Origin of the sequence: Streptomyces sp. NPDC088116, assembly GCF_044741745.1 — a bacterium.
GTDB lineage: Bacteria > Actinomycetota > Actinomycetes > Streptomycetales > Streptomycetaceae > Streptomyces.
Genome location: NZ_JBIUTF010000005.1, coordinates 429,659 through 448,748, shown reverse-complemented (window position 1 = coordinate 448,748; position 19,090 = coordinate 429,659). Strand labels below are relative to the sequence as shown.

Below are 19,090 nucleotides of genomic sequence, written 5' to 3'. Positions count from 1 at the left end.
CGCGCAGGGCCTGGAGATTACCGGCGACGCACCGGTCCGCCTCGGGAACGCCCACCCCTTTACCTTGCGGTGCAAGGTAGTTGCTGACTATCTTGTACCGCATGACAGAGGAGCTGCGCACGTCCGGTGACCAACGGCGGAGCCAGCTCCTGCGCGGAGCGCTCGACATCTGCCTGCTCGCCCTGATCGCCGAACGTCCTCGCTATGGATACGAGTTCGTCGAAGCGCTCACCGACTGCGGGCTGGAGCTCGTCAGCGAGGGCAGCATCTATCCGCTGCTCGCCCGGATGGAGCGGGCCGGGCTCGTCGAGTCCTATCGCGCGCCGTCGTCCAGCGGTGGGCCACCGCGCAAGTACTACCGGATGACCCGGGCGGGCGGAGTGGAACTGGCGCGCGGCCGCACCGCCTGGCTGGACTTCACGGCCCAGGTGAACGAGATCCTGACCAGCACCGAGCCGCCCATGGGGGGAACACAAAACCATGACCACTGAACGAATCCTGGCGATATGCCGCAGCAACTGGGAGTACCGGGGCGTCGATGACGCGGCCGTCCAGGACATGCTGGCCGAGCTCTCCGCGCACCTCGAGGACGCGGCGGCCGCGGGACGCGCGCCGCGGGACGTCGTGGGCGACGATGTCAAGGCGTTCGCCACCGCCTGGGCGCAGGCGAGGTCGCCGCTGCGTCCGCGGCTGCTGCGGATGGCGATGCTGGTGCCGTCGGCGATAGGTGGACTCCTGCTGTTCTCGCACCTCATCGGGTGGTCCGGATCGATTCCCGTCACCCCAGGCCGCCTCGCCTTCTGGCTCACCCTCAGCACGGTCACCGTCGCGGTGGAAGTACGGCGCGGGACCATGGGCATGCGCAACGGATTGCTGGTCGCGGCGTGCATCGGCCTGCCGGTCACGATCCTCACCGAGTGGCTGGCCGGCGACGAGCCCCTCTTCCATGTCGCCCTCTGGGCCTCGGCCCTCCTGCCCCTGCCGGGCATCGCCTACGAGATCGCCAGGCGCACCCGCGTACAGAAGGGCGGGCCGGGGGCCGAATGACAGCACGCCCACGGCTGGGGTCCTTCGGCAATCTCGTCACTCCGGCATGAAGGCCTCTTGCGGAGCGGGCCGCTTTCGCGGAGAACGGGCCGGACTTCATGGCAAGGGGGTCCGGCCTTCCGCACGGGGCGAGCCTGGTTGACGGTTCCAGGCTCGCCCCGCCCCGTTCCTGCCGGCTCGTGTCGACGCCTCAGGTCAGGCTCGTACCGGCGGCGGCGCTCATGTCACGGGCGTGCGGGCGCGTCCGTTGGGAGCCCCGAAGATGCCGGGCGCCGAGCCCAGAGATAGAGCCCGGTTTCCGACTGCCCCTGGGCGCCCCGGTCCTGACAGACCTCCAGCCCTTCCACTTCCAGTCCCGCGCGGCCCGCCCAGGCGATGACCTCCTCGCGCCGGCACAGCACGGGCCGGTATCTCTCGCCCACGAAGTCCACCTCGTCCTCGCTGCGGTACTCCGGTACGGCGACCAGCACGCGGCCCCCCGGAACAGCGAGGTCTCGCAACCGTTCCAGCGCGGCGACGAACGTCTCCTCCGGCAAGTCGATGAGGCAGAAGAAACTGACAACGGCGTCGAACGTACCGATGTCCAGGTGTGCACTGGTGAGATCCGCCCTGACGAAACGTGCCCGCGGGACCTGACGCCGTGCGTGAGACAGCATGACTTCGGAGACATCGATCCCGGTGACATCCAGGCCCGCTTCACACAGCTGCGCGACTGTCGGCACTCCGGTGCCGCACCCCGCGTCCAGAACCCGGGCCCCCGGAGCCAGCCGGCCCACCAGTCGCTCCACCGCACGGATCTGCACCTGTTTACGATTTTCGAACGCGTGCTGAAACTCAAGACCGAGGGAGTCGAAGTACTGCGCGGCTCGCGCGGCCTCCGGAGACAGGCTCACACTCTCTGCTTCACTGACGGTCATAGGCTTCTCACCATTTCGCCCCTCTCCTTCTGTGGCGCCGACCGTGTGTCGACCAGTCCGGCGCGTCCGGACCACGCCACCACTGCATTCCCCCCGAGCCCAGCGGCCCGGCCACGAAGCGTCAAGATCACCACAACGGGCGACGGGCGACGTTCCGACAGGCCACAAGCAGAAGCGGCGCGCCCATTTCGGGCGCCCTTGCAGCCCTCGTCCCGCCACGGTCACCACGACTGGTCAGCAAAGGTCCCCCCATCGATACGGGGTGCTGAGGGTTGGCGTCGTGGTCGCCGTGCGGCGACCGGCCTGCTCGGACCTCTCCCGGCTGCTGTCGCGTCGCCGGCTGGGCGCCCTGCGCCGACAAGCCCTTCGCTCGCCACCCAATCCTGCGCGGCTATGGCGCTGTGACGACGCAGCACGGTTGGCGAAATGGAGGTGCCGGACTGCACCCGTACGCCTTCCGAGTCCAGGCGACACTGGTTGCGTGATTATCGAACGCGCGTATGCCCATCTCTCCTCGTACAACGAGGAAACCTGGCCTTGGTCGGTGCCCTGCGTCCGGCAGCTGCTCGGTGAAGGGCTGCGGTTCACCGCACCGGTGACCTTTCTGGTCGGTGAGAACGGCTCGGGGAAGTCGACCCTGGTCGAGGCGTTGGCGGAGGGGTTCGGCCTGGACTCCTACGGCGGCTCCCACGACTGGAGCTACGCGTCCCCGCGCGGCAAGTCGGCCCTCGGCGAGCGTATGAAATTCGACGCCGCCTCGGGGCGCGGGCGCCGTATGGCCACCAACTGGTCAGCGCGCAAGGGCTTCTTCCTGCGTGCCGAGACCGCGCTGGACGCGCTGGGCAGGGAGGGGTTCTCGCCGGACCGGGTCAGCCACGGCGAGGGCTTTCTCGCGGCGTTCCGCGGGAAGTTCCTTCACGCCGGGCTCTATGTTCTCGACGAGCCGGAGGCAGCGCTCTCCTTCTCTTCGTGCCTCGAGCTGATCGGGCACATCGACCGGTTGGCCAAGGAGGGCGGCCAGGTCATCTGTGCCACGCACTCCCCATTGCTGACCGCACTGCCGGGCGCGGACATCATCGAGGTCGGTGAGCACGGTATGCGGAGGGTCGCCTGGCGGGAACTCGGCGTCGTGGATCACTGGCGCCGCTATCTCGCCGACCCGCACGCCTATCTGCGGCACATCGTCGAACCGTAGGCGGGTCCCCTCAGCCCTCGTCACATGGGCGATGCAGAGGACCCGGCTCTCGGCGTTCGCCAACAGGTGTGCTGAAGGGGCGCCCTCACCGAGGGCACCCCTTCTGGCCTGCGTATACGCCGACCTGCTGCGGTGGGTGTGGGATTTGAACCCACGGTGACTCGCGCCACGACGGTTTTCAAGACCGTTCCCTTAGGCCGCTCGGGCAACCCACCCACGCCCCGCCCACCTGCGGCGGAGCGACTACAGCCTACCGGCCGTCGCCCGTCCCCGAGGCCGTTGGTCCGTCCCTGGTCCACAGGATCCGGAAACGACCCTTTGGCCGGGACCACATCCGGGGCAGCCACGGGGCCCGCCGGCCGCCACGTCGTGACGGGTGTCGCCGCCGGAGGGTGTGCACGGCCCGGTCGTGGACATGTGAGTACGAGCCCGCGCCGAGGTGAGCATCCGCGCCCACGCCCCGGCAGCGCCCGTGACGTGAGGATCATGCGCATCCCCTCTCACGGAAGGCATCGCCGGTGAACCCCCGGACGTACACCACTCTTTACGGACCATGGCAGCCGACGCCGGCCGCTCACCGCGGGCGGACTGTCCCCGCCGTGCTGGCAGGCGTGCTGTGGGCGCTCACCGTCCTGTCGCTTACCTGGCTGGCGGGCCTTGTCACCATCACCGCGGTCTGGAGCCTGGCCGCGGGTGTGCCCGTCGCAGACGTCGTTCTTCGATACGTCCTGCCCGCCGTCGGCGCGGCTGCCGCGCTCACCGCCCTGGCCTTCGCACCCGGCGTCCGCCGGCTCACGATGGAGATCCGCCTGCTCCTCATCGCCGTCCTGGCATGCCCCGTACCCACCGTCCTCGCGATCACCACCTGGATCCAGGTCGGCTGAGGGACCGCCGTCCTGCCGGGCGCGTCCGGTGGCACGGAAACGGGGTCACGGAACGGGGTCACGGAACGGGGTCACGGAACGGTGGCACGAGACCCTGGAACCTCTCGTTCGTTTCAGACACCGAGTCCCGGAGCCCCAAGGACAGTACGGTGCTCGCCCGGTGCCGCACCGGAGGTGATCCGAGGGCCCGGGACGATCAGTCGGTTCTCGTAGGCGAGGGCGACGAGTTGGGATCTGCTGGACACTCCGAGTTTGTGCATGATCCGGTTGATGTGCGACTTGACCGTGACGGGGCTCAGGTCGAGTGCGAGGGCGATGGCGGTGTTGTCGGGCAGGGCTGCGATGAGGGCGAGTACTTCACGTTCCCGCTGGGTGAGTGGCGCCAGAGCCCCATGGGCGGCCGGTGCTCCGGGTGCGTGGGAGGGCGCCGGCGAGATGACTATGGCGCCGCGGCAGACCACATCGAGTGCCGTGAAGAACTCGTCGGGTTCGAGGTAGGGGCCGAGCACGCCGGTCACGCCCGCCTCCGTGAGGAGCGGGAGTTCGGCCGGCGGGATCGTGCCGAGTACGACGGTTCGGGTGCGGGCGGCGGCGTGGCGCAGCGATACCTGAGCCGCCGCCGATGTGGCGCGGGCGAGTTCGCGGGCATCGATGAGCAGGAGGTCGCAGGTCGTGGAGGTCAGGACGGTCAGGGCCTCGGCGAGGGTCGCGGTCTGGGCCTGGATCACGAAGGCGGGGGACGCGGCGATGACGTGCGCGTAGGCGTCTCGGACGAGAGCGGGGCCGCCCGCGAGGAGTACACGGTGCATCGGCGTCCTTCGTGCAGGGCACGGGCCCGCGGCGCCATGGCGATCGCGGGCCCGTGGGACGGGGGTTGTCAGTGGTCGTGGTCTGCGGAGCCGGCGTAGCTGGGTTCGCGGAGTGGGGGAGCCGCGGGGGTGTGCTTGGCGAGTTTTTCGCCTTCGATGTCGACGTTGGGCAGGATGCGGTCGATCCAGGCGGGCAGGGACCAGGCGCGCTTGCCGAGGAGTGCGAGGGCTGCCGGGACGATCGTCATGCGGACGACGAACGCGTCGAAGACGACGGCGATGGCCAGGCCGAAGCCGAGGGCTTTGATCATGGCGTCGTGGGAGCCGACGAAGCCGGCGAAGACGCTGATCATGATGAGGGCCGCGGCGGAGACGACGGTGGCGCTGTGCTTGAAGCCCGTCTCGACCGCGGTGCGGGCGTCGGCTCCGTGGACGTATGCCTCGCGCATACGGGTCACCAGGAACACCTGGTAGTCCATCGCGAGGCCGAACACGATGCCGACCATGAGGACGGGCATCAGGCTCATGAGGGGGCCGGTCTGTTCGAGGCCGATGAGGTCCTTCAGCCAGCCCCACTGGAAGACGGCGACGAGGACGCCGAGGGAGGCCAGTACGGAGAGCAGGAATCCGAGGGCCGCCTTGACGGGGACCAGGATGGACCGGAAGACGAGGATCAGTACGAGTACGGCGAGGCCGACGACGACGGCCAGGTAGGGCACGATCGCCGCGCTGAACTTGTCGGAGATGTCGATGTTGAGGGCCGTGGTGCCGGTCACGAGGGAACGGGCTCCGGTGTCGGACCGGAGGTCACCGGCCAGGGTGCGGATGTCGTCGACGAGGTTCTTGGTGGCGTCGCTGCCCGGTGCGCTCTTGGGGATGACGGTGATGATCGCGGTGTCGCCGCTCTCGTTGAAGGCGGCCGGGGTCACGGCGGCCACGTCCGGGAGGCCGGCGAGGGACTTGCCCATGTCCTGGGCGCCGCCGCGGGCGACGGCCGGGTCCTGGTCGTCGACGGTCACGGTGAGGGGACCGTTGAAGCCGGGCCCGAAGGACTCGGACAGCATGTCGTACGCCTTGCGCTGGGTGGACGAGGCGGCCTTGGAACCGTCGTCCGGCAGCCCGAGTTCGAGCTGGGCGACCGGGAGCGCGACCACACCGAGGGCGACCACGGCCAGGACGAGCATCTGGGCCGGCTTGCGCAGGACGAAGGAGATCCAGCGCTGTCCCGGTCCCGGCCTGACGGGCTCGGTGCTGCCGGGCGTGGTGCTACCGGGCTTGCTGCTGCCGGGCGTGGTGCTACCTGGCTCGGTGCTACCGGGCTCGGTGCTACCGGGCGGGCTGCTGTCGGCCGCGGGGGCCTTCTTGCGGGTCTTGCCGCGGACGCGTTCGCCGGCGAAGCCGAGGAGGGCGGGGACCAGGGTGGTGGCGACGAGGACGGCGACGACGACGGCGCCGGCCGCGGCGAGGCCCATCGCGGTCAGGATGGGCAGGTTCACCACCGCGAGGCCCGCCAGGGCGATGACCACGGTCAGTCCCGCGAAGACGACGGCGGATCCCGCGGTGCCGTTGGCGCGAGCGGCGGCCTCGCGGGCGTCGTGGCCGTCGGCGCGTTCGGAGCGGTAGCGGGAGACGATGAACAGGGCGTAGTCGATGCCGACGGCGATGCCCAGCATCGTGGCGAGAGCGGAGACATTGCTGTTGAGGTCGAGCGGGCCGCTGAGGGCGGTGATGGCGGCCATGCTCACGCCCACTCCGACGAGCGCGGTGAGCAGGGGCAGGCCGGCGGCGATGAGGGAGCCGAAGGTGATGAGGAGGATGACGGCTGCCAGGGCGAAGCCGATGGCCTCGGCCGTGTGGCTTTCCTCGGGGGCGGCCAGCGCGTTGCCGGAGGCTTCCACCGTCAGCCCCTGATCCCGCCCCGATTCGAGGGCCTTGTCCAGACCCGTGCGGTCGCCGTCGGTGAGGTCGGAGTCCGGGGTGGTGTAGGTGACCTGGGCGTAGGCGGTGGTGCCGTCCGCGCTCAGTGCTTTGGTGGTGAAGGGGTCGCTGATCTGCCCTATGCGGGCGGAGGAGTCCTCGATGCCGGCCAGTGCCGCTTCGAGGGCGGCCTTGTTCTCCGGGCTGCCGATCTTCCCGCCGTCGGGTGCGCGCACCACGACGCGGGCGGTGGCTCCGTCGGCGTTGGCCGCCGGGAACTTCTCGCCCAGGAGGTCGAAGGCGCGCTGCGCCTCCGTGCCGGGCAGGCTGAGGCTGGAACTGGCGGGGCCCGAGCCGGTGGAGGCGCCGATGCCCAGGGCGCCGAGGACGAGCGCCCAGAGGAGGACGACCAGCCAGTGCCGTGTGAACGCGGCCCTGCCGATCTTGTGGAGGAAAGTGGCCATGAGGGAGACGCTCCGGATCGATGGTGGTTTCGGGCGTGCGGTGCCCTGGGCCCGGCAGGTGACCGGCGCGGGCCTGAGGAGGGCATGCGGAGGTGGACGAGCGGCGTTACGCCGTTGTCAGGGTGTGCGGGGTCGCCGGCGCGACCGGATGGCGCCGCCGGAAGGCAGTCGGGGTCGGGGGCGGGTCAGACCGCGGCGGGCCGCGCGGTGAGGACGGGCAGAAGCACCAGCTCGACGACGGTTTCCATGAGCTCCGGGGTCGCCGGTGTCCCGTGGAGGATGGTCTGTGCGAACAACGGGCCGAACAGGATCTGATCCGCGAGGTCGATGACCGGGTTTCCGGCTTCGATCTCTCCCCTGGTCACCGCACGCTCGAAGAGCTGGGCCAGGTCGCGCAGGATCGGATGGATCAGGATCTCGCGCACGATCTCCATGAGGCCCTCGTCCTGGACGATGGCGGCCGGCATCGAGGTGAAGGTCTTCTTGGCCGGGTCGTCCGCCACCAGATACCGCATCACGGCCATCAGGTCGCCGCGCAGACTGCCGGTGTCGATACCGGACAGGTCCTTCCCGGCCTCCGTGCTGAGGGCCTTCCACGCCGAGATCACCAGACGCGGCTTGCTCTCCCACTGCCGGTAGAGCGTCGCCGTGCTGCACTTCGCCCGCTGCGCGACCGCCGCCATGGTCACCTGCTCGTAGCCGACCTCACCGACGAGCTCGGCCGTCACGCGCAGCAGCTCACGCTCCCGCTCGGCGGTGAGTTTGCGGCGGCGCGACGCCGCCGGTGCCTCGGCCATGGCTGCTCCTGATCCGGTCCGTAGCTGACAGCAGAACTGTAGCCACCCAGCAAAGCGAAAATCAAGTTTTCGAAACTGCTGTTTTCGAAACTGGGATTTTCGGTCCGCCTCACGGGCCCGGGGCGCATCGGCCAGGAGTACGGCGACTCAACCGGCGGCCGGGGAGCCCCACCCCAGATCCGACAGCGCCCTCGCCCTCGCCTCCACCACCGTCATCCGGGCATCCCGCTCCGCCGGGTCGACATGTGCGGCCTGGCCGGTCGCCTGGCCCGGCCATTTGCGGTAGAGGAGTCCCGTCTCGGCGGTGAACCAACCGCGGCTGACGGAGTTCAGCGCGAGCAGCAGCCCCGTGTCCTCGGACGCCGGCAGTGCCATCCATCCGCCGAGCGCCAGCACCAGATCGCGGCGGGCGAAGAGGGTCGCCGGGTGGACCTGCGCGCGGTAGTTGTTCGCCGACCAGAATTCCCGTACGGCACCGCGCTCGATCGGGCCCTGTGCGGGGTCGCCGTCGAAGCCGGCCGTCGAGCCGTCGGGCAGCAGGTCCAGCGCGCGCGAGGTCGCCCAGCCGATGGTGGGATCGCCTTCCAGCGCGGCCAGGTCGCGGGCCAGCGCGCCCGCCGGCAGTTGGTCGTCGGCGTCCAGGACCTTGACGTACTCGCCGTCCGCGTGCGCGAGCGCCAGCGTACGGGCGGTGCCCGGACCGCCGGGACGTCCCTGCCGGAAGGTCACCCGCGGGTCGTCGGGTACGTGCGGCGCGGCCTCGTCGCTCCGGCCGTCCTCCTGGATCAGCCAGTGCCAGTCCCATCCCCCGGGCAACTCCTGCTCACGCAGCGACGCGTACGCGTCCGGCAGGAAGTGAGCGGACGGCGCGTGAACGGCGGTGATGACGACGACGCGCCGGCTCACGGCACTCACCACCTTTCCAGCGGGGTGGTGAAGTGCAGTTGCGTACGGTCACCGGGAAGCGTGACGTCGGACATCTCCACGACGCGGTCCTGGGTGTCGAACGATGTCTTGCGGAGCACCAGGACCGAGGTCCCGGGCGGCAGTTCGAGCTCATCCGCCTCTTCGGGGGTCGGCGGACGGGCGATGACGCGTTCCTCGATGCGGTCGAGTTCGATCCCCACCGAGAGGAGCTGGCTCTGCGTGCCCCCCGGAAACGGCTCCTTCGCCGCGTCCAGCAGGTCCGGATTCCCCTCGACCAGGGCGCGGACGAGATACGAGGTCACCAGCGCGAAGGGCGCGTTCTCGGCGGCGTACCGCGTCCGGTACGTGCGCTCCACGAGGGCGGTTCCCTCAGGGACACCGAGCGCCTCGGCGAGCCGCGTGTCCGCCTTGGCCTCGCGATAAGCCGCGTGGAAGACCAGGTCTCTCACATCGAGCCCGGTGGCATGCTCGGTGGAACCGGTCTTGAGCCGCTTCTCCACCGGCTCGCGCGTCCGGTTCTTCTCCCACTGGTGCCGCGCGTTGGTGCGCAGCACTTTCGTACGGGCTCTGCGGACGAAGTTGCCCCGGCCGTGCTGCTTCTCGATCAGCCCCTCGTCCTGGAGAAGCCGGAGCGCGTCGCGGATCGTCGGGACGCTCCGCCGGTGCTCCTCCGCCAGCTTCGCCTCCGAGGGCAGGCGGTCACCGGGCTTGAGTTCACCCGCGCGGATGGACTGGCGGAGTTCCGCCGCGATCCGTTCGTACACCTTCGCCATGGGTGCCCACCGTTCTGTCGCGCAATGGCGCCAGCATACGACTCCTCAAGAGGTCTTGACGACCGGAGGAGAAAGGCGGCCCGGCCCCACCGTTCGGTGCCGGTCCCTCCCCTCGTGGGGACCGGCGCCGAACGGTGGGGCGGTGTCGACCCGCGCCGTACCGATATGGCTGGCGTGGTTGGTGGATCCCGTGCAGTTGGTGCGGATCGCGGAAAGGCCGGACCCACGACTGCGGCGAAAGCGAAAGCTGACCGAGAACACGCGGTGCGATGGTGCGATGAGTTGTCTCTCCGTGCGCCGAGCTGGTGGCCTGGCTCGACGACGCGCGGTGGAAGCGCTGTGAAGCGCTGCTGCGTCGTGATCCTGTCAGCTGTGTCTCCCGCCGTGGAGGTTCCGGTATCGGACCACCGACTTCACCCCAGGTCAGCCATATAAAGTGAGTTATCCGGTCCGGACGTACAGGCGCGGGGGAAGTAAGGAGTGGAGACCTTGAGTTCCGACTCAGGGGCACGCACAGCCTTCGCGGAACGTCTCGCGCTGCTTTACCGGGAAGCCGGCAACCCTCCGCTCAAAAGTGTGGCCGAGGCGGTCGTCCGGCTTCAGCGGGTCGACGAGCGAGGGCGGCCCGTGCGGGTGTCCGCCCAGCGGATCAGCGACTGGCGACGGGCCAAGAACGTGCCTGCCCAGTTCGCCGCCCTCGCGGCGGTGCTGTACGTCCTGATTCCCCAGGCACGGCGTTCGCGGCCCGCTCCGGTGTCCACAGGGCTGTACGACATGGCCCAGTGGCAGCGCCTGTGGGCGCGAGCCGTGGCCGACCCGGTCGGCGAGCGCCCGGCGACAGCCGCGGAAGAGGAGGAACCCCCCTCGGTCGAGGCCTCGTCCGTCCCCGGTGGCGTGTGCCCCTACCGGGGGCTGGCCTCGTACCGTCCGCAGGACGCCCGGTGGTTCTTCGGCCGGGAACGGAGCACGGACGCCCTCGTCGCTCAGCTGCGCGCGGCGGAGGATACGGGTGGCCTGGTCATGCTCGTGGGCGCTTCAGGGGCGGGAAAGTCCTCCCTGCTGAGCGCCGGGCTGGTGCCCGCGCTGCGCGGCGGCGCGCCGGGTGACGAGAGGAGCCGGCCGAGAGCGGTGCTGCAACTCGTGCCGGGAAGCGACCCCCTCGCGGAGCTGATCCGCCGGATCCCGGAACTCGCGGACCTCGTCTCCACCGTGGAGGAACCGCCGGCGGAGAAACCAGCGGCGGAGAAACCGGAAACGGACCAACCGGCGACGGACCGACCGGCGGCGGTCGAACCGGCGACGGTCGAACCGGAACCAGCAGGCCAGGAGTCCGGCGGCCACGAGCCCGGCACTTCCCGATTCGCCCACGCCGCGAGGGCTGCCTTCGCCGCATGGGCACGACGCGAGACGGCCTCCGAAGCCCGTCCGGTCGTCATCGTGGACCAGTTCGAGGAGGCGTTCGCCCTCGGCTCCGACGAGGCGAACAGGCGCACCTTCATCCAGCTCCTCCACGCCGGATGCTCGCCCGCCGGCTCCGGCGACACCACGGGCCCCACCCTCTCCACGGCCGGCTCCGCCCCCGTACTCGTCGTCCTCGGCATACGCGCCGACTTCTACGAGCAGTGCCTCGCGTATCCCGAACTGGCCGACGCGCTGCAACACCGGCACATGGTGCTCGGACCGCTGACCACCGCGGAACTGCGCGAAGCGGTGACCGGCCCGGCCAAGGCCGTGGGACTGGAGCTCGAACCGGGGCTGGCGGAGCTGATCGTCCGGGAAGTGAGTGCCGACGGCCCTCGTGGGACGCCCGGCGCGGGAGTGCTGCCGCTCCTCTCCCACGCCCTGCTCGCCACCTGGCAGCGGCGGAAGGCGGGACGGCTGACGCTGGCCGGTTACCGGGCTGCGGGCGGAATCCAGGGAGCGGTGGCGGCGACCGCCGAACGGGCCTGGTCCGGCCTCGGCCCGGCGGCGCGTACGGCCGCGAGACTGCTCCTGCTGAGGCTGGTCCGACTCGGCGAGGACACCCAGGCCACCCGCAGGCGGGGGACGCGGCGCCAGTTGGCGCAGGAGTCGACGGACCCCGGCAGAACGGAGGAATCGCTCGAAGCCCTGGTCCGCGCCCGGTTGGTGACGCTCGACGCGGAGACCGTGGAGATCACCCATGAGGCGCTGCTGCACGCCTGGCCGCGCCTGCGCGGCTGGATCGACGAGGACAGGAACGACCACCTGCTGCGCCAGCGGCTGGAGGAGGACGGCAGGGCCTGGGAGGGCTCGGACCGCGACACGTCCCTGCTCTACCGCGGTTCCCGCCTGGAGCAGGCCCACACCTGGGCGAAGTCCGCCGGTCATACGTTTCTGACCCGGAGCGCGGTCGAATTCCTGACCGCTTCGGTCAGATTGCGCAAGCGTACGGTCTGGATCAGCCGAAGTGCGGTGTCGGCTCTGGTCGTTCTGGCGGTCCTGGCCGTCGGTTCGGCGGTGGTCGCGTGGCAGCAGCGGGACGAGGCGGTGTTCCAGCAGGTACTCGCCGAAGCCGATCGCGTGCAGTACACCGATCCGTCGCTGTCCGCTCAACTCGACCTGGTGGCACACCGCCTGCGACCGGACGACGAGGGTACGAACAACCGGTTGATCTCGATCGTGAACGCGCCGCTGGCCACGCCGCTCCATGGCCACACCGGCGCCGTCTACCTCACCACGTTCAGCCCGAACGGGCGGCTCCTGGCCACCGCCAGCTACGACCGGACCGTACGGCTGTGGAACGTGACGGACCGGACCCGGCCCAAACCCCTGGGCAAACCCCTCACCGGCCATACGAGTTGGGTGAGCAGCGCGGTCTTCAGCCCGGACGGCCGCACCCTCGCCAGTGCGGGGGACGACGGCACGATCCGGCTGTGGGACGTACGGGATCCTCGCCACCCGCGCCCGCTCGGTACGCCCCTGTCCGGCCATGACGGCACGATCTACCTGCTCACCTTCAGCCCGGACGGACACACGCTGGCCGCCGCCACCGAAGACCACACCGTTCGCCTGTGGGACGTACGCGAGCCTCGCGGGCCGAAGACGCTCGGCGCCCTGACCGGCCACACCGCCGCTGTGCGCTCCGTGGCGTTCAGTCCCGACGGACACACCCTGGCCACCGGGAGCGACAGCGGCGCGATCAGGCTGTGGGACATGGCCGATCCACGGCGTCCGAGGCCGGTCGGCACGGTGCTGACGGGCCACGAGGCCACGGTGCACTCCGTGGCCTTCAGCCCCGACGGCCGCACCCTCGCCAGCGGCAGCAAGGACGACACCGTCCGGCTGTGGAACGTGGCCGACCCCCGGCGCCCGAAACAACTCGGCGCACCGCTCACCGGCCACACCGGAGCCGTGTGGTCCGTGGCCTTCAGCCCTGACGGGGCCATGCTCGCCGCCGCCAGCGCGGACAGCACGGCGAGCCTGTGGAACGTCAGCAACCCGGCCTACCCCTCACAGGTCGGTGAGCCCCTCGCGGGCAGCAGCGGCGAGATGTACGCGTTGGGCTTCAGCCCGGACGGACGGACCCTCGCCACCGGAAGCGGCGACAACAAGGTCCGCCTCTGGTCGATTCCGGCGTCGGACATGATCGGCCGCATCGGAGCGTTCCGCCCGGACGGGCGGGTGCTCGCCACGGCCGCGCGCGACGAGAGGGTGCGGCTGTGGAACGTCACGGCTCCCAGCCGGCCCGTATCGCTGGGCGAACCGTTCACCCCCGGGGAGGGGGACGTACGTTCGCTGGCGTTCTCCCCCGACGGCCGCGCCCTCGCGGTGCTGACGGGAAACCGCGCGGTGCAGCTGTGGAACGTCACCGATCCGGCCCGGCCCGTCCCCTACGGGCCGCCCGTCGCGCTGCGGACACGGTTCGCGGGGCCCGGGGCACTGGCGTTCAGCCCGGACGGGCACACGCTGGCAACGGCCCATGACGACCGCACCATCCAGGTGTGGGACGTCAGCGACCCGTCGCGCCTGCTTCCGCTCGGCGCGCCGCTCACCGGCCACACGGGGTACGTCAACGCCCTCGTCTTCAGCCCGGACGGCCGCACGCTCGCCAGCGGCAGCGCCGACAGCACCATCCGGCTCTGGAACGTGGCCGACCCGCGCCACACCGCCCGCCTCGGCGCACCGCTCAAGGGACACCTGGGCCCCATCAACGCGCTCGCCTACAGTCCGGACGGCGACACCCTGGCCAGCGGCAGCGACGACGGCACGGTCCGGCTCTCGGACGTCGCCGATCCCCTCGACACGCCCCGGGCGGGCTCCGCCCTCACCGGCCACACCGAGGCGGTCGTGTCACTGACGTTCAGCCGCGACGGCCGCACCCTGGCGAGCGGCGGCAACGACGACACGGTCCGGCTCTGGAACGTCACCCTCCCCTCCGACGCCGTTCCGATCGGTCAGTCGATGAGCCCCAACGCCAAGACCGGCAATTTCCTGTCGTTCAGTCCCAACAGCCGCATGCTCGGGGTGTCGAGCGGTGCCGACACGGTCCGGCTGTGGAACCTGGACGTCGACGAGGCCATCCGTCGTATCTGCTCGATGACCCGGAGCGTCCTGACGCCGGACAAATGGCACGAGTATCTGCCCCGTCTCTCGTACGCGCCTCCGTGCGATCGCTGACACAGGCGCCTACGGGACCGGCCAACGGCGGGCCGTACGCGCCGAGTTGATGGAGGGTACGTGACGAGACCCCTCCGGAAGGACTCGTCCAGCCCGACCGATCAGAACAGGCCATTCTCCCTCGCGCGTCCTGTCTCGTGATCCCGGTCACAACTCCGCATCGCCGTCGAGCAGTCGGCACCCGTACGTGAGCAGTCTTGTTACTCTTAAGTAGAGCCCGATCGCTGGCGCATCCCCCGTCGCCAGCGGTCGGGCTCTCTCATGGAGGGGGCGCCCGATCGGTCCGGCGCCCCGCCTCGACAGGCCGCGCCACCCGGTGGAAAGCGTCGTGGGCGCAGCTGTTCACGCCGCGTTGTCCACGACGACTGTCGCTCGCACAGGGACGCGTTACATCCTCTGTCCAGCATTCCGGTGTTCCGGTGTTCCGGTATCTCAGCTCTTTCCGGCACGCCCGGCGTTTCCCCTCTCCGCAGGAAGGTTTCGCATGCAGAGCGCAGGCAGCAGACTCCACCGGCGTTACGCGACGATCGCCGGGGCGGTGACATCGGCGGCGCTGGTCGCGGTCGTCGTCGCCCCGGCACACGCCGGCCCTCCGGCCACCGTCGCCCCGGCGCCCGCCGGTCCGGCGGTTCCCGAGGTCACGGCCGAGGCCGAGACACCGCCCCTCTTCGACGACGAGGACGGCGGGAACGCGAGCGCCGACGACCCCGCGATCTGGCGCGATCCGAAGAACCCGGCGCACAGCCTCGTGCTGGGCACCGCCAAGGTGGGCGGCCTGCGCGTGTACGACCTCGCGGGGCGCGAGGTGCAGTCGCTCCCGTCGCCGAGGCCACCGAGCGCAGACGACGAGCCCGGTCGCCTGAACAACGTGGACGTCGTCGACGGTACGGATCTGGCGGTCGCGACGGACCGCGGCCGGGACAAACTCGTCATCTACCGCGTCGCCCCGCACCGTACGCCTGGCCCCGTCACCGACATCACCGCCGACGACGCCTCGCCGTACATCTTCTCCGCCGACCAGGACGAGGTGAACAAGCAGGCCACGGCGTACGGTCTGGACTCCTGGAAGGACCGGAAGACCGGCCGTGTGTACGCCGTCGTCACCCAGGAGCTGACGAACCGGGTGGCGCTGCTGGAGCTGACGAAACCGGCCGCCGACGGCACGATCGGCTACCGCAAGATACGCACCGTCAGCTTCCCCACCACCTTCGCGCTGCCCGACCACACGACATGGACGCCCTGCGAGGAGCCGGGCGAGCAGCCGTATCTCGAGGGCCTGCGCGTCGACCCGGCCAACGGCGTGCTGTACGCGGGCCAGGAGGACGTCGGCGTCTGGCGGATCAACGCGGACCTCACCGGCAGGCCCACCCTGATCGACCGGGTCCGGGACTACGGCGTTCCTTACACCCAGGACCCGACGACCGGCGAGTGCGTCCCGGGCGAGGACCCCGGCTTCGGCGGGAAGCACCTCGTCGCGGACGTCGAGGGCATCACGCTGATCGAACGGCCGGGCGGCGGCGGCCAGATCGTGGTCTCCAGCCAGGGCGACAGCACATTCGCCCTGTACGACCGTGATCCCGCCAAGGGCAACAGGTTCACCGCCGGCTTCCGGGTCGGCGCGGGCAGCGGCGAGAACGCGATCGACGGCGTCGACGGCACCGACAGCCTGGAGATCGTCAACAGGCCGTTCGGCGACCGGTATCCGCAGGGGCTCGCCGTGTTCCAGGACGGCATCGACACCCCTGATGTGGCCGGCCCCGGCGGAGAGCCGCGCGAGGGCTCCAACTACAAGTACGTCGACCTGCGGGACCTGGCCACCGCCACCGGCCTCGACTTCCGCTGACAGCCCGGCACTTCCGCCGACTGAAGTACCACTCGTGCGCGGACGGCCACCGGCCCCGCACACGCCTGAGGTGGGGCCCGGCCCCGCACACGCCTGAGGTGGGGCGCCGGATCGACTCCGGCACCCCACCTCGGGAAACTCGGGCTCGGCGGCCCGGACGCTCCGGCGCTACAGACGTACGCGTACTCCTACACGCGCACCCGGCACGCCGCCGCGCTCAGCTCTCACCCTTGCGTTCGCCGAGGGTGACCTGGACCGTCGACTCCTTGCCGTCGCGCTTGTAGGTGAGCTTCACCTTGTCGCCCGGCTTGTGGGTCCAGATCTGGCCGATCAGGGTCGGGCCGCTGTCGATCGGGGTGTTGTTGAACTTCGTGATGACATCGCCCGACTTGAGACCGGCCTTCGCGGCGGGGCCGTCCGGGGTGATCGCCGCGGCGCCGCCCTCGCCCTGGGGGGAGATCGTGGCGCCCTCGCCGCCCTCGGCCATCGAGACCGTGGCGCCGATCAGCGGGTAGACCGGCTGACCGGTTTTGATCAGCTGCTCGGCGACGTTCTTCGCCTGGTTGATCGGGATGGCGAAACCGAGGCCGATGGAGCCCGCCTGGGACTGCCCCAGGCCACCGCTGCCCGCCGACTGGATGGCCGAGTTGATGCCGATGACCGCGCCCCTGGCGTCCAGCAGCGGACCGCCGGAGTTGCCGGGGTTGATGGAGGCGTCGGTCTGGAGGGCGCTCATGTACGAGTTGCCGGCGCCGGAACCGTCGCCGGAGGCGACCGGACGGTTCTTGGCGCTGATGATGCCCGTGGTGACGGTGTTGGAGAGGCCGAAGGGGGCGCCGATCGCGATCGTCGAGTCGCCGACCGCGACCTGGTCCGAGTTGGCGAGCGGGAGCGGGGAGAGGCCGGAGGGGGCCTTCTTCAGCTTGACCACCGCCACGTCGTAGCCCTCGGCCCGGCCGACGACCTCGGCGGAGTACTTCTTGCCGTCGGAGAAGGTCGCGGTGAGGTCACCGCCGTTGGCCGCGGACGCCACCACATGGTTGTTGGTGAGGATGTGGCCTTCCTTGTCGTAGACGAAGCCGGTGCCCGTACCGCCTTCGCCGTTACCGCCCTGCGCCTCGATGGTGACCACGCTCGGCAGCGACTTGCCGGCCACCGCGGCGACCGTGCCGGAGGCGCGCTTGACGTCCTTGGGGGCCTCCGCCGCGGAGACGGTCGTCGAACCGATCGAACCGCCGCCGTTCGTCTCGGCCGCCCAGAAACCGATGCCACCGCCGACGCCGCCCGCGACCAGCGCGGCCGCGAGCACGGCGGTGATCAGTCCGCCGCGCCGCTTGCGCGGGGACTGCGGCTGGGGGTCGTGGCCGGCAGCCGGGGCGCCCCACGGCTGGGTGCCGTCGCCGGCACCGCCTCCGTAGGCCCCGCCCCCGTGAGGAGCGCTTCCATGGGAATCGCTTCCGTAGGAGGGCAGTACGGGCGGAGGCGGCGGCCAGCCGGCACCGGCGGCATGCGACGTCGCGGGGGCCCCTGCGGGATCCCCCGCCGGAGGCGCCTGCGCGGGCCTGGGGGCGTGCGCGGGCGGCTCCGGCGCTGCCGCCGGCCGCTCCTGCGCGCCCTCCTGCGGACCGGACGCGGGGGTGCCCTCGGGAGCGGCGCCCGGCACGGGAGGTACGGGCGGGACAGCGGGAGCCGCGTTGCCCTCGTTGCCCTCGTTCTCGGTGCTCACAGCTCGTTCTCCTCGGTTCCACATCGGTCTTCGGCAAGAGGTCCGCTGCGCGGTCGTCCGCTGTCCGCTTGTCTGTTTTTGCATGTCTTTGCTGGCGTTTGCGGCTGTCTTGCGCTTGCGCAAGTGTCTGCGGTCAGCTTTTCCCACAACGCGTCAGGCCACTGTAAGCAGGACCTGTGTGTCTGCTCGCCATCCTTTATTCCGGACATAACGAACGCATCCGGAGGCGACGGGCCGGAGAAGCCGGACCGTTCACCCGCCTACCCCGTCACGATGACACCATGACGCGGTGACTCAAGCACGACAGCACAGCATCCAGGTCGTCGCCCACCGCGGAGCCTCCGAGGACGCGCCCGAGCACACCCTGGCCGCGTACACGAAAGCCATCGAGGACGGCGCCGACGCCCTCGAATGCGATGTACGGCTCACCGCCGACGGCCATCTCGTCTGTGTCCACGACCGTCGTGTGAACCGCACCTCCAACGGACGCGGCGCGGTCTCCGCCCTGGAGCTGGCCGATCTCGCCACGCTCGACTTCGGTTCCTGGAAGGACAGCGAGGAGAGCCCGGACTGGCGCGACCGCGAGTTCACCTCCGTACTGACGCTGGAGCGTCTGCTCGAACTCGTCGCGGACGCCGGGCGCCCCGTCCAGCTGGCCATCGAGACCAAACATCCGACCCGCTGGGCCGGCCAGGTGGAGGAGCGGCTGGTCCAGTTGCTCAGGCGCTTCGGCCTGGACGAGCCCGCCCCGGCCGACGCGTCCGGTCCGGGCGAGTCCGCCGTACGGATCATGAGCTTCTCGGCACGCTCACTGCACCGGATCGCGTCCGCCGCGCCCCAACTGCCGACCGTCTACCTGATGCAGTTCCTCTCGCCCCGGCTGCGCGACGGGCGGCTGCCCGCGGGTGCCCGGATCGCCGGGCCCGGGATGCGGATCGTCCGCAACCACCCCGGCTACATCGAGCGCCTGCACAAGGCGGGCCACCGAGTCCACGTGTGGACGGTGAACGAGCCGGAGGACGTCGACCTCTGCGTACGGCTCGGAGTGGAGGCGATCATCACCAACCGTCCCAAGCGGGTGCTGTCCCAGCTGGGCCGCCCGGCCTGACCCACCTCCCCGCCCCTCAGGCCCCCCGGGCCCCACCGGCCCGCC

Annotated in this window: 14 protein-coding genes and 1 tRNA gene; 7 read left to right on the top strand and 8 right to left on the bottom strand. The window is 70.6% G+C overall.

Annotated features, from left to right (window positions below; genetic code table 11):
* Positions 1–101: 101 nt before the first annotated feature.
* Positions 102–491 carry a PadR family transcriptional regulator gene (locus ACIOJD_RS22510; protein WP_401916424.1) on the top strand — a complete coding sequence of 130 codons (390 nt, stop codon included), beginning with the start codon at positions 102–104 and terminating at the stop codon, positions 489–491.
* Complete coding sequence (locus ACIOJD_RS22505) at positions 481–1,047, top strand: hypothetical protein (RefSeq protein WP_401916422.1); 567 nt, start codon at positions 481–483, stop codon at positions 1,045–1,047. The genes ACIOJD_RS22510 and ACIOJD_RS22505 overlap by 11 nt, the downstream gene beginning before the upstream one ends.
* 224 nt (positions 1,048–1,271) lie before the next feature.
* Here ACIOJD_RS22505 and ACIOJD_RS22500 read toward each other — a convergent pair whose 3' ends face one another.
* A complete protein-coding gene (locus ACIOJD_RS22500) occupies positions 1,272–1,964 on the bottom strand; it encodes a class I SAM-dependent methyltransferase (protein ID WP_401916419.1) in 693 nt (230 codons plus the stop codon).
* A gap of 481 nt (positions 1,965–2,445) precedes the next feature.
* Here ACIOJD_RS22500 and ACIOJD_RS22495 point away from each other — a divergent pair, with 481 nt between their 5' ends.
* The gene (locus tag ACIOJD_RS22495) at positions 2,446–3,159 is read left to right on the top strand and encodes an AAA family ATPase (RefSeq protein WP_401916416.1); all 714 of its coding nucleotides are present in this window, start codon (positions 2,446–2,448) and stop codon (positions 3,157–3,159) included.
* A 130-nt stretch (positions 3,160–3,289) separates the two neighbouring features.
* Here the strand turns inward: ACIOJD_RS22495 and ACIOJD_RS22490 are convergent.
* Positions 3,290–3,374: transfer RNA gene (locus tag ACIOJD_RS22490), tRNA-Ser, on the bottom strand.
* 384 nt (positions 3,375–3,758) lie between these two features.
* On the opposite strand from ACIOJD_RS22490, the gene ACIOJD_RS22485 reads away from it, so the two are divergent.
* Complete coding sequence (locus tag ACIOJD_RS22485) at positions 3,759–4,043, top strand: hypothetical protein (RefSeq protein ID WP_401916413.1); 285 nt, start codon at positions 3,759–3,761, stop codon at positions 4,041–4,043.
* 113 nt (positions 4,044–4,156) lie between these two features.
* Here ACIOJD_RS22485 and ACIOJD_RS22480 read toward each other — a convergent pair whose 3' ends face one another.
* The 5 genes from ACIOJD_RS22480 to ACIOJD_RS22460 all read right to left on the bottom strand — a co-directional run bounded on the left by ACIOJD_RS22480 (position 4,157) and on the right by ACIOJD_RS22460 (position 9,730).
* Positions 4,157–4,852: a response regulator transcription factor gene (locus ACIOJD_RS22480; protein ID WP_401916410.1), complete on the bottom strand. Its 696-nt coding sequence runs from the start codon at positions 4,850–4,852 to the stop codon at positions 4,157–4,159.
* 68 nt (positions 4,853–4,920) lie between these two features.
* Positions 4,921–7,233 carry an MMPL family transporter gene (locus ACIOJD_RS22475; protein WP_401916407.1) on the bottom strand — a complete coding sequence of 771 codons (2,313 nt, stop codon included), beginning with the start codon at positions 7,231–7,233 and terminating at the stop codon, positions 4,921–4,923.
* Between the two features lie 185 nt (positions 7,234–7,418).
* Positions 7,419–8,030 carry a TetR/AcrR family transcriptional regulator gene (locus ACIOJD_RS22470; RefSeq protein WP_401916404.1) on the bottom strand — a complete coding sequence of 204 codons (612 nt, stop codon included), beginning with the start codon at positions 8,028–8,030 and terminating at the stop codon, positions 7,419–7,421.
* A gap of 147 nt (positions 8,031–8,177) precedes the next feature.
* The gene (locus ACIOJD_RS22465) at positions 8,178–8,936 is read right to left on the bottom strand and encodes a glycosyltransferase family 2 protein (RefSeq protein ID WP_401916401.1); all 759 of its coding nucleotides are present in this window, start codon (positions 8,934–8,936) and stop codon (positions 8,178–8,180) included.
* A 5-nt stretch (positions 8,937–8,941) separates the two neighbouring features.
* A complete protein-coding gene (locus ACIOJD_RS22460; protein WP_401916399.1) occupies positions 8,942–9,730 on the bottom strand; it encodes a GntR family transcriptional regulator in 789 nt (262 codons plus the stop codon).
* Between the two features lie 480 nt (positions 9,731–10,210).
* On the opposite strand from ACIOJD_RS22460, the gene ACIOJD_RS22455 reads away from it, so the two are divergent.
* On the top strand, positions 10,211–14,368 hold the full coding sequence (locus ACIOJD_RS22455; protein ID WP_401916396.1) for an AAA family ATPase: 4,158 nt from the start codon (positions 10,211–10,213) through the stop codon (positions 14,366–14,368).
* Positions 14,369–14,852: 484 nt separating this feature from the next.
* Entirely contained in the window at positions 14,853–16,211 is a 1,359-nt protein-coding gene (locus tag ACIOJD_RS22450) for a phytase (protein ID WP_401916393.1), read from the top strand.
* Between the two features lie 217 nt (positions 16,212–16,428).
* Here ACIOJD_RS22450 and ACIOJD_RS22445 read toward each other — a convergent pair whose 3' ends face one another.
* On the bottom strand, positions 16,429–17,937 hold the full coding sequence (locus ACIOJD_RS22445) for a S1C family serine protease (RefSeq protein WP_401916390.1): 1,509 nt from the start codon (positions 17,935–17,937) through the stop codon (positions 16,429–16,431).
* A gap of 289 nt (positions 17,938–18,226) precedes the next feature.
* On the opposite strand from ACIOJD_RS22445, the gene ACIOJD_RS22440 reads away from it, so the two are divergent.
* On the top strand, positions 18,227–19,045 hold the full coding sequence (locus tag ACIOJD_RS22440; protein ID WP_401916389.1) for a glycerophosphodiester phosphodiesterase: 819 nt from the start codon (positions 18,227–18,229) through the stop codon (positions 19,043–19,045).
* Positions 19,046–19,090: the final 45 nt, after the last annotated feature.